Consider the following 14,483-nt stretch of genomic DNA (forward strand, 5'->3'; position numbering starts at 1 on the left):
GATCGACTCGACCTTCAACGCCTCGCAGCTGATCGGCCAGACCCAGAATGTCGTCAACATGAATGGCAACAACACGGCCTTTGCCGACGACATCAAATCCCACGTGAAGTCGACGCAGAACGCCAGCAACAACATCTATTGAATGGTCCCGGCACCCGCGCGAGGCGGCCCCGCCGCCTCCGTTGCCAGCCGGCTCCAACCATTTCCAGTGATCAAGTGAAGTCTAGGAGAACCATCATGTCATCCATCATCGTGCGCGACCTCGCCCTGAACCAAGACCTCGACAGCAAGTCGCTAGCCGCGGTACGCGGCGGCGCCAATTCCTGGTTGCAAGGACTGGGCCCGGTGGCCAACGTCAATGTCAACGTCAACCAGAACATCGCCCAGTTGCAGAGCATCAACGTGAACACGCTCAACAACGTCGGCGTGATCGGCGCCGGCTTTGGGCCGCTGAGCATCGACGTCAACCCGTCGCAGTGGGCCGCCACCCACGCCGCGGTCTGAGCGAAATGCGCCCCGCTCCGTGGAAACCCAAGGGTTTCCACGGCTGTTACGCACGAGTTGGCACTGCCCCGGAGGTAAAACCCGTGGCCTATACTGATCTGGCTGGGCTTGCCGCATCGCGCGCACCCACCCGGCGAACCCCGGCCGCGCCGGCCTTCGCCACCCTGCAGGAGGAAGTCATGGCCGTCATCGTCATCAAGGATTTGCCGGACAGCGTGGATCTCGACAGAGAAGCCATGGTGGCAATCACAGGCGGCGCGAGAGCGCGCGCCGGTCATGCATGGACGTCGCGCAAGCTCGGGGGAGCCTTGCGCGTCATCAGCTATCCGGAGGGCTTTCCAGGCCAACCGCTGGCAGGCACGCAGGCGCGGCCGGCCGGGGACATCAAGCGCAAGTAAGCCGAATCAGAAGCGCAAGGCAGCGATATTCTGCCCTCCGCGCCCGTTGCCCTGTCGGTAACGGGCGTCAGTCTTTTTGGGCGCTTGGTTTTGGGGGAGCTTTGGCGGATAAGGTGGCGCGTTGCGCTCGATCCATTTGCGCGAAAGGAACCGCCGGTCGCCAGCCTACAGCGCCGCCAGCGGATGCTCGCCGTGCGCCCAGGGGCTATCGAAGAAGGCGCGCACGCGCTCGCGGGTCACCTCGTCGAGACGCGCGGGCTGCCACTTCGGCGCGTGGTCCTTGTCGACCGCCAGCGCGCGAATGCCTTCCACGCCATCGCCGTGGCGGAACACGTAGTACATCATGTCCAGCTCCATGCGCAGTTCGTCGTTCAGCGCCATGGTGCGGGCGCGGCGGATCTGCTCCAGCGTGACGTTGAGCATCAGCGGTGAACGGGCGCGCAGCATGGCGGCGGTCTGCGCGGCCCAGTCGGAGCCGGCGTCGCTCACCGCTGCCACGATCCCGGTCACCGAAGCACCGGCGAACAGGTGGTCGATCTCGTCCTGCAGCCTGGCCAGGTGGCTTTCGCCCGGCGGGCAGGCAGCACGGTGCGCCGCGGTGGCTTCGTCGATACAGGCCAGCACGGCATCGCCATCGGCAAACTGGCGCGCGCGCAGCACGTCCACCAGTTCGGCCATGGTGTTACCCGGCAGGTAGGCATCGGCCAGGCCCGCGTAGAGCCCATCGGCGGCATGGATCATGGCGCCGGTCAGGCCCAGGTACTCGCCCAGGCGGCCGGGCGTGCGCGACAGGAACCAGCCGCCGCCCACGTCCGGGAACAAGCCGATGTTGGTTTCGGGCATCGCCATCTTGGTCCGCTCGGTCACCAGGCGGCGGCGCGCGCCTTGCGAGATGCCCATGCCGCCGCCCATCACCACACCGTCCATCAGCGCGATGTAAGGCTTGGCGTAGGTATGGATCAGGTGGTTGAGCGCGTATTCCTCGACGAAGAACTGGTCGAGCGCCGGATCGCCGGCGAGCGCGGCCTTGTGGAAGAAGCGGATGTCGCCACCGGCGCAGAAGGCTTTGCCGCCGGCGCCGGCGATGACCACGGCCACCACCTCGGGCGCCACCGCCCAGTCATTGAGCGCCGTGGTGATGGCGCGAATCATCTCGAGCGACAGCGCGTTGAGCGCCTGAGGCCGGTTCAGCGTCAGGTAGCCGATGCCACCCTGGATCTCGCTTGTGACCAAGTCAGTCATGTCTCTTTTCTCCGCGAATGCAACCCACAACTTTACACCAGCCAAGCTGCGGGCCCCTCCCCGGAGCGGCGTTGGCGACGCCGCTTTCAGGCCACCCTTCAGGCCACCCGAAATGCGGACATCAGCCCGGTGAGGCGCCGCGCCTGGTCCTCCAGCGAAGCCGCTGCCGCGGCGGCCTGCTCCACCAGCGCGGCGTTCTGCTGGGTCATGCCGTCCATCTGCGCCACCGCCTGGTTGACCTGCTCGATGCCCCGCGACTGCTCATCGGACGCGGAGCTGATGCCGCCCATGATGCCGCTCACGCGGCGCACGGCGCCCACCATTTCCTGCATCACCTGCCTTGCCTGCTCGACCATCTCGCCACCGGCGCGCACGCGCGACACCGAGTCGCCGATCAGCGTGCGGATCTCCTTGGACGCGCCCGCGCAGCGCTGCGAGAGATCGCGCACATCGCCCGCGACTACCGCGAAGCCAAGTCCGTGCTCGCCGGCCCGCGCGGCTTCCACCGCCGCGTTGAGGGCGAGGATATTGGTCTGGAACGCGATCTTCTCGATCACGTCGATAATGTCGACGATCTTGTTGGCGCTGGCGTCGATCGCCTGCATGGTGCTGGCCACGCGCGCCACCGCGTCGCTGCCACGCTCGGCCAGGCCGGTGGCGTTGCTGGCCAGGTCATTGGCCTCGCGCGCGCTGTCCGCATTCTGGCGCACCGTGCCCGTGAGTTCCTCCATGCTGGACGCCGTCTCCTCGAGCGATGCAGCCTGCTGCTCCGTGCGCTGCGAGAGATCGCTGTTGCCGCTGGCAATCTGCTTGCTGGCAGCGGCAATGGAGTCGGCCCCGCCACGCACGTCGGCCACCATCGCGGCGAGGCTTTCCTGCATGCGGTCGAGCATGGCAAGCATGCGGCCGGTTTCGCTGCGCTCGCCCTCGGCGCCGGAAGCGGAGGCGAAGGCGGCGCCATCCGCCTTCGCGCCAAGATCGCCGGCGGCGATACGCTCGAAGCGGGCAATGGCCACATCCAGCGTCCCCACGATGGAGCGGCGCAGGCGCCAGGCCACCACGGTGCTGAAGCACAGGCCGAACAGCAGCACGCCGATCGACAGCGAGCGCAGCGTGGTGTAGCGCTCCTGCGAGCCGTGATAGACCTCCTGCGCACCGGCGAGCTGCAGCTTGCCCAGTTCAGTGTTGACGGCCGTAAAGGCAATATCGAGCTTGGGAATGGTCTCCAGCACAGCGCGCATCACCGCCTCGCGGTCGCCTTGCTTGAGCGCCGCGATCATCGGCGACACGCCTTGCGTGAACAACGCCTCACGCTTGGCGGCTACGTCCGCGGCCGCGCGGGCTTCCTCCGCTGAACGCGGCAGCGCCAGGTAGGCCTGCCAAGCGGCGTCGGACTGGCGCGCAAACCCCTGCGCGGTATCGGCGCGCGCACGGGCATCGGCGGGATCGGCGGCAAAGGTGGCCTGGTCGAGCAAGACGCGTACGAGCAACTGGTTGGAACGCGCCTCGGCCAGGTTGACCGCGGCGGCGAGTTGCTGCTGGTAGATCTGCCGCGTGGCGTCATTGCTGCGCGACATGCCAAGCCAGCCTACGGCCCCGACAATCAGCAACAATGCATTGGTGACGATAGTCAGAATCCACAATCTTGTGCCGATAGTAGTGTTGCGAAACATGAGGGCTCCCCGTTGGATTTAGTGCTGATGCGGCTGCGTTTTTGGCCGCCCCGCTATAACGGCGCCCCTCGCCGCGCCTTGACCCCGCGCATGCTGATATTCAGTCGTGCAAAATGGTCAGTAATGCGAATGTGCGCAGTAAGCATTCTGGGGTGCATCAGCGTGCGCATCTGGCGACGCCGCACGGGCGTATAGAGGATCGCCTCAAGACAAAACAGACAGAATCGGGCAACACTTTGCGCATGACACCGTCAACAATCGATCCCGGCCTGATCCTGCTGGCATTCGCGCCGGTCTTCCTGCTGACCATCGGCGCGGAGGCCTGGTACTGGGCGCGCCGCGACCCCGCCATCTACAGCCTGCGCGATACCGCATCCAACGCCGCGCTGGCGTTGATGCACCAGGCGTCGGATGCGTTCTTCCTGTGGCTGATGGTGCGCACGGTCTACACGTGGAGCTACCAGCATGGCCTGAAGGCGATGCCGCAGACCGCCTGGTCGTTCCTGCTCCTTCTGCTCTTGCAGGATTTCCTTTATTACTGGTTTCATCGCGCCAGCCATCGGGTACGCTGGATGTGGGCTTCGCACGTCACCCATCATTCCTCGGAGGGCATGAATTTCTCGACGGCGTTCCGCCAGAGCCTCACGTATCCGCTCTCGGGCATGTGGCTGTTCTGGATTCCGCTGGCGCTGATCGGTTTCACGCCCGACTGGGTGATCCTGGCAGTTGGGCTGAACCTGGCCTTCCAGTTTTTCGTGCACACCCGGTTGGGCGGACGCTGGCGCCGGCTCGAATGGCTGGCCAATACGCCCTCGGTCCACCGGGTGCACCATGCGCGCAACCCGCAGTACATCGACCGCAACTATGCGGGCGTGCTGACCGTCTGGGACCGCATGTTCGGCTCCTTCGTGCCCGAAGAGGCGCCGCCCGAATACGGCATAACGCGGCGCATCGCGAGCCATAACCCGATCACCCTCACCTTCCATGAATGGCGCGACATGTTCACGGACGCGTGGCGTCATCGCGACCTGCGCCATCTCTGGAAGCCGCCAGAGTGGCGTCATCCGCGCGATATGGCGGCCGGGGACGTGCCGCGGACCGCCACCGCGCTCGGGACGGATCGCAGCCAGGACGCCTGATGGCTTGATCGCTCGATTGCCAGAGGCGCCACGAAAGACAGGCAACAAAAAACCGCGCACAAGGCGCGGTTTTTTGTTGGCAAGGTTGCCTGAGGCGAAAACGCTTACACGGATTCGCGCGAAGCACGCTTACGCTCGTGCTCCTTCAGGTGACGCTTGCGCAGACGGATGCTCTTCGGCGTGATTTCCACCAGCTCGTCGTCGGAGATGAACTCCACGGCGTATTCCAGCGACATCTGGATCGGCGTGACCAGGCGCACGGCCTCGTCGGTACCCGAGGCGCGCACGTTGGTCAGCTGCTTGCCCTTGATCGGGTTCACGACCAGGTCGTTGTCGCGGCTGTGGATGCCGATGATCATGCCTTCGTACAGCGCATCGCCCGGCTTGACGAACATGCGGCCGCGATCCTGCAGCTTCCACAGTGCGTAGGCCACGGCATCGCCGTCGTCCTGCGAGATCAGCACGCCGTTGTGGCGCTCACCCAGGCCGCCTTCGCGCAGGGGCGCGTAGTCGTCGAAGATGTGGCTGATCAGGCCGGTGCCGCGCGTCAGCGTCAGGAACTCGCCCTGGAAGCCGATCAGGCCACGGGCCGGAACGCGGTACTCGAGGCGGGTGCGGCCCTTGCCGTCGGACGCCATGTCGAGCAGTTCGCCCTTGCGGCGGCCCAGCTCTTCCATCACGCTGCCCTGGTGGCCGTCTTCGACGTCCACGGTCAGCAGTTCGTACGGCTCATGCTTGACGCCGTCGATTTCCTTGAACACCACGCGCGGGCGCGACACGGCCAGCTCGTAGCCTTCGCGGCGCATGTTTTCCAGCAGGATGGTCAGGTGCAGCTCGCCGCGGCCCGACACTTCGAAGATAGTGTCGTCGCCGGTCTCGGCCACGCGCAGCGCCACGTTCGACTTCAGTTCGCGGTCCAGGCGTTCACGCAGCTGGCGGCTGGTCACGAACTTGCCTTCACGGCCGGCCAGCGGCGACGTGTTGACGCAGAAGTTCATGGTCAGCGTGGGTTCGTCGACCTTCAGCATCGGCAGCGCGTCCTGCGCGTCCGGTGCGCACACGGTGCAACCAATGCCGAGTTCTTCGATGCCGTTGATCAGCACGATGTCGCCGGCTTCGGCTTCTGCCACGATTTCGCGCTCCAGGCCCTGGAACTTCAGCACCTGGTTGATACGACCCTTGATGGGGTTGCCTTCCGGGCCGAACTTGACCACCACGTCTTGCAGCGAACGGGCGCGGCCACGCGAAATGCGGCCTACGCCGATCTTGCCGACATAGCTGTTGTAATCGAGCGAGATGATCTGCAGCTGCAGGGGGCCATCCGGGTTGTCGTCACGGACTGGCACCTTGGCCAGCACGGTCTCGAACAGCGGCTTCATGTCGCCTTCGCGCACGTCGTCGGTCAGGCCGGCGTAGCCGTTCAGGCCGGATGCGTAGATCACCGGGAAGTCGAGCTGCTCGTCAGTGGCGCCCAGCTTGTCGAACAGGTCGAACGTCTGGTTGATCACCCATTCCGGACGCGCGCCCGGACGGTCGACCTTGTTGATCACCACGATCGGCTTCAGGCCCAGCGCCAGCGCCTTGCGCGTGACGAAACGGGTCTGGGGCATCGGGCCTTCGACAGCGTCAACCAGCAGCAGCACGCCGTCGACCATCGACAGCACGCGCTCCACTTCACCGCCGAAGTCGGCGTGGCCAGGGGTATCGACGATATTGATGTGGGTGCCGTTGTATTCGACAGCACAGTTCTTCGCGAGGATGGTGATCCCGCGTTCCTTCTCAATGTCGTTCGAGTCCATCACGCGTTCGACCATTTGCTGGTTGTCGCGGAAGGTGCCTGCCTGGCGCAGGAGTTGGTCGACCAGAGTGGTCTTGCCATGATCGACGTGAGCGATGATGGCGATATTGCGGATGGCGCGGGTCATTGCAGCGTCTCGCTTTGGGGCTGAGCATCAAAAGATAACCCGAAATTGTAGCATGCTGCGGCGCAAAACCCGAGGACGACGTTGGGAAGCTTCCTAGGCCGTCCCGCCGCCACAAACCCAATTATTGCGATATCCGCAATAGCAAATTGCCGTCCTTGCGGTTCGGCGAACCTAAACATATAGTTGCCACGGCAAACATTGCAGCGACAAGCACCTAGCCGAGATGTCCGAGCAGATCCAGCCCATTTCCGACGAAGCCTTCCCCTTCGACCCGGCCGAATACCGTATGGGCGAAAGCATTGGCTATCTGATGGCACGCGCCAAGAACGTGCTGTCACACGGCGTGGAACAGGAAGTCGATGGCCTGGACATCACACACGCCCAGGCTACCTGCCTGATGATGCTGGCCGCCGGACGTGGCAGCACGGTGACCGACCTTGGCCGGGAGCTCAATTGCGATATGGGTTCGGTCACGCGCCTGCTCAGCCGCCTGGAAAAGCGTGGCCTGATCGAGCGCCAGCGCAGCGATGCCGACCGGCGCGTGGTCGACCTGTCGATCACGCCCGCCGGCCAGGTCCTCGTGGACCAGTTGCCCCAGATCTACTGCCGCGTGCTGAACCGGCATTTCCGCGGCTTCTCCGAGGCCGAACTGCAAACCTTCCGCTCGATGCTGCTCCGGATCATCGGCAACAACAGCGGGTAGCCGCCTTGCCGGCCAGTGACGCCAGCGGCGCCACGATCTCTCCAAGACAAGAACAAACACTAACGCCCTGTCACAGGGCACCTAGATGAACCAAGCTCTCTCTTCTATTTCCGCCTTGTCGCCGCGCACGCGCGCAGCGGGCCGCCGGGCCGGCACGCTGGCGCTGACCGCGCTGGCGGCCGCGGTGCTGGCAGGCTGCGCCGCGTTTGGCAACTCGCACAGCACGCAGACCGTTACCGCGCCGGCCTCGCTCGCCAGCGCCCAGACCCTGCCCTCGCAGCATGGCCAATGGCCCTCACTCGACTGGGTCGACCAGTTCAAGGACCCGCAACTGCGCGCCCTGGTCGATGAGGCGGTGAAGGACAGCCCCAACCTGCAAGCCGCTTTCGCGCGCGTGGAAGCCTCCCGTGCGATGGCCGACGCCACGCGCAGCGCGCTGTACCCGCACGTCGACTTTGAAGGCAGCCTGGTGCGCCAGCGCTTCTCGCAAACGGACCTGTTCGAAGGCACGCCACTGGCCGGCTCGTGGCAAAACCAGTCACGCCTGCAAGCTGGGCTTTCGTATGACTTCGACTTCTGGGGCAAGAACCGCAAGGCGCTGGAAGCCGCGCTGTCCGACGACCGCGCCGCCGAGGCCGAAAGCCAGGCCTCGCGCCTGATCCTGACCACGTCGGTCGCCCGCACCTATGCCCGGCTGGCCGCCGTGTACGCGCAACGCGACGTGGCCGAGCGCGCCATTGCCCAGCGCCGCGGCCTGAGCGACCTGTCGCGCGACCGGCTCAACGCCGGCCTGGACACCCAGGTCGAAACCACGCAGGCGCGCGGCACGGTGGCATCCGCACAGACCGACCTGCTGCGCGTGGATGAAGATATCCTGCTGGCGCGCAACCAGCTCGCCGCGCTGCTGGGCAAGGGCCCGGACCGCGGCCTGGCGATCCAGCGCCCGACCATCCTGGCGCAGAGCACGCCATTGCTGCCGGACAATCTCACCATCGATCTGCTGGGCCGCCGCCCGGACCTGGTTGCCGCGCGCTGGCGCGTGGAGGCCACCAGCAAGGATATTGAGGTGGCGCGCACGGAATTCCTGCCGGCCGTCACCTTGTCCGCCTTCGCCGGCGTTGCCTCGCTGGACCCGTCCAACCTGCTGATGGGCATCAGCCGGACCTTTGGCATCGGCCCGGCCATCAGCCTGCCGATCTTCGAGGGCGGCAAGCTGCGCGCCAACCTGAAGGGCAAGTACGCGCAATACGACCTCGCCGTGGCCAACTACAACCAGGCGCTGGTTGATGCGCTGCGCGAAACCGCCGACACGGTGGCCAGCATCCGCAGCGTGGACACGCAGATCACGGCCCAGCGCGAGGCGCTTGCTCTGGCCGAGCGCGCCTACTCGCTGTCCACCATCCGCTACAAGGCCGGGCTGGGCACCCAGCTCACGGTGCTCAATGCCGAAAGCAACGTGCTGCAGCAACGCCGCCTTGCCACCGACCTGCAGGCGCGCCGCCTGGACCTGCAAATGGGCCTGATGAAAGCGCTCGGCGGGGGTTACCAGGAACAAGCAGAAGGCGCCGGGACGGATGCGCAGAAGCCGGCAGAGGCACGCGGCTAAGCGGCTAAGCGGCTAAGCGGCTAAGCGGCCTCAAGAACAACGAGCAGTACCGACAGCATTCTTAAAAGACGATCATGAGCGATAACAAGCAAGCGGCCCAGACTCCCGCCTCCCCGGCGGCTCCCGTCAACAACAACGGCAAGCGCAAGCGCCTGCTGCTCTCGCTGACCGCCGCGGTAGTGGTGGCCGGCGTGGCCTACGGCATCTACTGGGGCCTGTACGCGCGCCACTTCGAAAGCACCGACGACGCGTATGTCGCGGGCAACGTGGTGCAGGTCACCCCGCTGGTCGGCGGCACCGTGATCTCGATCGGGGCCGACGACACGCAGCTGGTCACCGCGGGCCAGCCCCTGATCCAGCTCGACCGCGCCGATTCGCAGGTCGCCCTGGAGCAGGCCGAGGCGCAACTGGCGCAAGCCGTGCGTGAAGTGCGCACCCTCTACGTCAACAACGGCTCGCTGGCTGCCAACGTGGCCATGCGTGAGGCCGATGTGGCCAAGGCGCGTGAAGACCTCAAGCGCCGCGAGGCCATCGCCGGCTCCGGCGCGGTCTCGGGCGAAGAAATCTCCCACGCGCAGACCGCGCTCACGGCAGCGCAATCGGCACTGCTGGCCACGCGCGAGCAACTCGCATCGAACAAGGTGCTGACCGACCAGACCACCGTGGAGAAGCACCCCAACGTGCAGCGCGCCGCCGCCAACCTGCGCGCCGCTTATCTCTCGTTCGCGCGCTCGACGCTGCCCGCGCCCGTGACCGGCTACGTGGCCAAGCGCTCGGTGCAGGTCGGCCAGCGCGTGGCCCCGGGCGCCCCGCTGATGGCCGTGGTGCCGCTGGACCAGGTGTGGATCGACGCCAACTTCAAGGAAGTGCAGATCACGCATATGCGCGTGGGCCAGCCGGTGACGCTGGAGGCCGACCTGTATGGCTCCAAGGTGACCTACAACGGCAAGGTGGAAGGCTTCTCGGCCGGCACCGGCTCGGCCTTCTCGCTGCTGCCGGCGCAGAACGCCACCGGCAACTGGATCAAGGTGGTGCAACGCCTGCCGGTGCGCATCGCGCTGGACCCGCAGCAACTCAAGGACCACCCGCTGCGGGTTGGCCTGTCGATGAACGTGACGGTGGACGTGCGCAAGGAAGAAGGCGCGGCCATGACCAACGCCACGGTCGCGCGCCCGATGCAGACCGACGTCTATGAGAAGGTCGCGCAGGACGCCGACGCGCTGATCGCCCGCGTCATCTCGCTGAACAACGGCGGCCGCCAGGCGGGCGAGCCCATGGCAGCGCCGGTATCGGCGCCTGTTGCGGCCAAGCCCGCCAACACCTGAACATGGCTACCTCCCTTCCCGCGCGCGACGGTGCCGCGCCTGGCGCCCCGGCGCCAGCGGCGCGTCCCGCCGCGCCCGCGCCGTTGTCGGGCGGAAAGCTGATCGTGGGCACCATCGCGCTGTCGCTGGCCACGTTCATGAACGTGCTCGACTCCTCGATCGCCAACGTATCGATCCCGGCCATCTCGGGCGACCTCGGTGTGGCGCCCAACCAGGGCACGTGGGTCATCACCTCGTTCGCGGTGGCCAATGCCATCTCGGTGCCGCTGACCGGTTGGATGACCACGCGCTTCGGGGCGGTGCGGCTGTTCATCACGTCGATCCTGCTGTTCGTGATCTCCTCGTGGCTGTGCGGCGTGGCACCTAACCTCGAAGTGCTGCTGGCTGCGCGCGTGCTGCAAGGCGCCGTGGCCGGGCCGATGATTCCGCTGTCGCAATCGCTGCTGCTGTCGAGCTATCCGCCACAGAAGAGCACCATGGCGCTCGCGCTATGGGGCATGACCACCCTGGTGGCGCCGATCATGGGGCCGCTGCTGGGCGGCTGGATCTCGGACAACATGACCTGGCCGTGGATCTTCTACATCAACATCCCGGTGGGCCTTGGCGCCGCCTATGCCACCTGGGCGATCTACCGCGACCGCGAGACGGCCATCAAGATCCTGCCGATCGACCGGATCGGGCTGGCGCTGCTGGTGATCTGGGTGGGTTCGATGCAACTGATGCTCGACAAGGGCAAGGAGCTGGACTGGTTCCACTCGACCTCCATCGTGGTGTTGACGGTGGTGGCCATTGTCGGCTTCCTGTTCTTCCTGATCTGGGAGAGCTACGAGAAGCATCCGATCGTCGATATCACCTTGTTCAAGGGACGTAACTTCAGCGCGGGGGTGGTGGCCATCTCGGTGGCCTACGGCCTGTTCTTCGGCAACCTGGTGATTCTTCCACTGTGGCTGCAAACCATCGTCGGCTATACCGCGACGGATGCCGGCATCGTGATGGCGCCGGTCGGGATCTTCGCCATCCTGCTGTCGCCGCTGATTGGCAAGAACCTGCCCAAGATGGATGCGCGCTGGGTCGCGACCATGGCCTTCGTCACCTTTGGCGTGGTCAGCCTGATGCGTTCGGGCTTCACCTTGCAGGTCGATACCCGCACGCTGATGATCCCGACGCTGATCCAGGGCGCGGCGATGGCGATGTTCTTCATCCCGCTAACCTCGATCATCCTGTCGGGCCAGCCGCCGGAGAAGATTCCGTCGGCCTCCGGGGTGTCCAACTTCGTGCGGATCACGTTCGGCGCGATCGGTGCGTCGATCTCGACCACCATCTGGGAAAACCGCACGGCGCTGCATCACGCGCAACTGGTGGAGCAGGTCAACCCGTACAACCCCACCTATATCGACCAGCTCAATCACCTGATGCAGATGGGCATGAGCCAGGCCCAGGCCAACGGCCAGATCGAGCGCAGCATTTCGCAGCAGGCGGCCATGCTGGGCGCCAACGATATCTTCTGGATCTCGGGCGTGCTGTTCTTCGTGCTGATCGTCTTTGTCTGGCTGACCAAGCCGAAGAAGGGAGGCGACCTGGACGCCTCCGCGGCCGGGGCGCACTAGCCGCACTAACCTCACCCCCTGCACCGCGAGGCCGAGGCCGATGCCGTCACAGGCATCGGCCTCGTGCTCTCTGGCCCTGCCCCCTCCCACGCCCCAGCCTCAGGCCGTCAGGATTTCCTGCACCACCAACTCTACGGACTGCGCACCATCGGCGACAGGCAGGCGCACATGCCGCCCCGCCGGCGCGCCGAGCAGCGCCATGCCGGCGGGCGACAGCACGCAGAGCTTTCCACGCCGGAAATCCGCCTCCTCCGGGTACACGATGCGCCAGACGAAATGCTCGCGATGGCGCGCCTCGATGCAGAGAAAAGGCGTGTTGAGCGTCACCACCTTGTGCGCACGGGTGCCGGGGGTATCGGGGGTACCGACCACGGCACGCTCGATGACGTCGCGGATGGACTTGCGCTGCGGCGCCGCCGTTTGTCGATCGGCGGCGAGCGCGCTCAGGCGCTCGATATCGCAAGGGGTAAGGAAAACCGTCTTTCGCATGCTGACTCCCGGTGTCAATGCGCGCGACGTGGTCACGCGCGTGGCATTTGGCTTCTAGAGGGATCTAGGGGGAGCGAGGTTCGGCCCGGTGCGCTGCGCTTCGACGCACCGTGTAGATGGGTCAGGCAGGGTACCGGGCGGCAGCGAGCGAGGCGGCTGTTGCCGCGCGAAGACGCAAAATGAGGATGGTCACGAGAACTTTGCCGTCAGGCCGCGCGCCCGGACACCGGGTGGGTCGAGGTGGCGCGGCCAATAATTGACATTTAAACAAATTTCCGCGACCAAGGGAAGCCATTACCTCCCCTGCGGGCAATCGCACCACTTAGCATGGCTTTCCTGTCCGATGCGGCTGCGTTAGCCACCTTAGCCGCGTCAGAGCTTGACCAGCCGTTCGGGCCGCAAGGCGCCCGCACGCATGCGCGCCACGCCAAGCAATCGGCGCGGCTCGCCGCCATAGACACTGGCGAGTTCGTCTTCCGCCAGCGCCACTCCCGCCGGCAGGTCGCGTTGCGCGATGCGCTGCCCTTGCAGGAAGCGGGACATCGCGGCCTCGTCGAGCGTCACCGCTACACAGCGCTGCAACAGCGCATCGACCGGCGCAAGCATGCCGGGGCGCTCATCGTCGGTGCGCTGCTCGATCTGCTCCAGCGTGACCGCGCCGTCCAGGCTCAGGTCTCCCACCGCCGTGCGACGCAAGCCGGTCAGGTGCGCGCCACAACCGAGCGCCTCGCCGATGTCCTCGGCCAGCGTGCGGATATAGGTGCCCTTGCTGCAGGTCACGCGCATGCTGAACGTGGGCGCCTGCGGCAGCCCGCAATCGAGCAGCGTGATTTCGCGGATGGTGACGCGGCGCGCGGCACGCTCCACCGTCTGGCCGGCACGCGCGTATTCATACAGCGGACGCCCGTCCTTCTTCAGCGCGGAATGCATCGGCGGTACCTGCTCGATTTCGCCCGCGAAGCGCAGCATGGCCGCGCGCAGGGCATCGATATCGCAGGTTACCGGGCGCTCGGCGATTACCTCGCCTTCGGCGTCGCCGGTAGCGGTCTTGAGGCCCAGGCGCACGGCGGCCTCATAGGTCTTGTCGGCCTCGAGCAGGTCCTGGGAGAACTTGGTCGCCTCGCCAAAGCACAGCGGCAGCAAGCCGGTGGCCAGCGGGTCGAGCGTGCCGGTGTGTCCTGCCTTGAGCGCGCGCAGCATGCGCTTGGCACGCACCAGCGCATCGTTGGACGAGAGGCCGAGCGGCTTGTCGAGCAGCAGCACGCCATGCACCTCGCGGCGCGGTTGCCGGGGCGGGCGATTGGTTTTGGGATCGGTCATGACGGGGAGCTATGTGACGCCGGCAGAGCTTCGGGGCCGGGCGCGACAGACAGGGACAAAGGAGACACGAAGCAACAAGCGCCAACAAGAAAACGGCCCGTGGTGACGGGCCGTCTTTCAGTCTTCTTTTGCGCGCGTGGAGTTGGCTTCTTTGATCAGCTTGGACATCTCGATCGCTTGCTCCACCGAGGTATCGTGGAAGAAGCGCAACGTCGGCACGGTATGGATATGCAGCCGCTTGTAGAGCAGCGAATGCAGGTAACCGGACTTTTCGTTGAGGATGCCCTCCACTTCCGCGGCATCAGCCGCCAGGACGGTGAAGTACACCTTGGCGTGCGCGTAGTCGGGGGTCAGCGTGACCGACTGCAGTGTGACGAGCCCCAGGCGGGGATCGCGCAGCTCACGCTGGATCATCTCGGCCAGGTCGCGCTGGATCTGGTCGGAAATCCGGAGATTACGAGAGGAGATATTGCCTTTCTTGGCCATTCAATACGCTTGCTGTCGAGAAGGGCAGCGGCGGGCCAGTTGGCCCGCCGCCCGCAACACACTTTA

General features: G+C 65.7%; 13 protein-coding genes. 7 read left to right on the plus strand and 6 right to left on the minus strand.

All coding sequences use genetic code 11. The features are described from left to right. Nucleotides 1–237 precede the first annotated feature (237 nt). Together ACYP5B_RS35565 and ACYP5B_RS35570 are read left to right on the plus strand one after the other, a co-directional pair. Complete coding sequence (locus ACYP5B_RS35565) at nucleotides 238–504, plus strand: hypothetical protein (protein ID WP_267603556.1); 267 nt, start codon at nucleotides 238–240, stop codon at nucleotides 502–504. Nucleotides 505–683: 179 nt separating this feature from the next. Further along, complete coding sequence (locus ACYP5B_RS35570) at nucleotides 684–902, plus strand: hypothetical protein (RefSeq protein ID WP_267603557.1); 219 nt, start codon at nucleotides 684–686, stop codon at nucleotides 900–902. Nucleotides 903–1,067: 165 nt separating this feature from the next. Here ACYP5B_RS35570 and ACYP5B_RS35575 read toward each other — a convergent pair whose 3' ends face one another. Continuing rightward, nucleotides 1,068–2,144, minus strand: coding sequence for an enoyl-CoA hydratase/isomerase family protein (locus tag ACYP5B_RS35575; protein WP_459572784.1), 1,077 nt, complete (start codon nucleotides 2,142–2,144; stop codon nucleotides 1,068–1,070). Nucleotides 2,145–2,242: 98 nt separating this feature from the next. Continuing rightward, nucleotides 2,243–3,817, minus strand: a complete 1,575-nt coding sequence (locus ACYP5B_RS35580) for a methyl-accepting chemotaxis protein (RefSeq protein WP_459572785.1) — start codon at nucleotides 3,815–3,817, stop codon at nucleotides 2,243–2,245. 242 nt (nucleotides 3,818–4,059) lie between these two features. Between ACYP5B_RS35580 and ACYP5B_RS35585 the strand changes: the two genes are divergently transcribed. Then, entirely contained in the window at nucleotides 4,060–4,956 is an 897-nt protein-coding gene (locus ACYP5B_RS35585; protein WP_459572786.1) for a sterol desaturase family protein, read from the plus strand. A gap of 104 nt (nucleotides 4,957–5,060) precedes the next feature. On the opposite strand, the gene typA is transcribed toward ACYP5B_RS35585, so the two are convergent. Continuing rightward, a complete protein-coding gene (gene typA / locus ACYP5B_RS35590) occupies nucleotides 5,061–6,881 on the minus strand; it encodes a translational GTPase TypA (RefSeq protein ID WP_174428207.1) in 1,821 nt (606 codons plus the stop codon). 223 nt (nucleotides 6,882–7,104) lie between these two features. On the opposite strand from typA, the gene ACYP5B_RS35595 reads away from it, so the two are divergent. The 4 genes from ACYP5B_RS35595 (at nucleotide 7,105) to ACYP5B_RS35610 (ending at nucleotide 12,122) form a co-directional block, all read left to right on the plus strand. Continuing rightward, nucleotides 7,105–7,584: a MarR family winged helix-turn-helix transcriptional regulator gene (locus tag ACYP5B_RS35595; RefSeq protein ID WP_400101858.1), complete on the plus strand. Its 480-nt coding sequence runs from the start codon at nucleotides 7,105–7,107 to the stop codon at nucleotides 7,582–7,584. Between the two features lie 85 nt (nucleotides 7,585–7,669). After that, nucleotides 7,670–9,190: an efflux transporter outer membrane subunit gene (locus tag ACYP5B_RS35600; protein WP_267603561.1), complete on the plus strand. Its 1,521-nt coding sequence runs from the start codon at nucleotides 7,670–7,672 to the stop codon at nucleotides 9,188–9,190. 74 nt (nucleotides 9,191–9,264) lie between these two features. Continuing rightward, nucleotides 9,265–10,515, plus strand: a complete 1,251-nt coding sequence (locus tag ACYP5B_RS35605; protein ID WP_267603562.1) for an HlyD family secretion protein — start codon at nucleotides 9,265–9,267, stop codon at nucleotides 10,513–10,515. Nucleotides 10,516–10,517: 2 nt separating this feature from the next. Further along, nucleotides 10,518–12,122, plus strand: coding sequence for a DHA2 family efflux MFS transporter permease subunit (locus tag ACYP5B_RS35610; protein WP_400101856.1), 1,605 nt, complete (start codon nucleotides 10,518–10,520; stop codon nucleotides 12,120–12,122). 99 nt (nucleotides 12,123–12,221) lie between these two features. Here the strand turns inward: ACYP5B_RS35610 and ACYP5B_RS35615 are convergent, their stop codons facing one another. From ACYP5B_RS35615 to rbfA, 3 genes are all read right to left on the minus strand, one after another. Then, nucleotides 12,222–12,611, minus strand: a complete 390-nt coding sequence (locus tag ACYP5B_RS35615) for a GreA/GreB family elongation factor (protein ID WP_400101855.1) — start codon at nucleotides 12,609–12,611, stop codon at nucleotides 12,222–12,224. Between the two features lie 372 nt (nucleotides 12,612–12,983). Beyond that, nucleotides 12,984–13,931 (minus strand): tRNA pseudouridine(55) synthase TruB, encoded by a 948-nt coding sequence (gene truB, locus ACYP5B_RS35620; protein WP_459572787.1) that lies wholly within the window; start codon nucleotides 13,929–13,931, stop codon nucleotides 12,984–12,986. Nucleotides 13,932–14,048: 117 nt separating this feature from the next. After that, a complete protein-coding gene (gene rbfA, locus ACYP5B_RS35625) occupies nucleotides 14,049–14,417 on the minus strand; it encodes a 30S ribosome-binding factor RbfA (RefSeq protein WP_006162086.1) in 369 nt (122 codons plus the stop codon). Nucleotides 14,418–14,483 lie beyond the last annotated feature (66 nt).

The sequence above is a fragment of the Cupriavidus sp. 8B genome, from assembly GCF_054589115.1.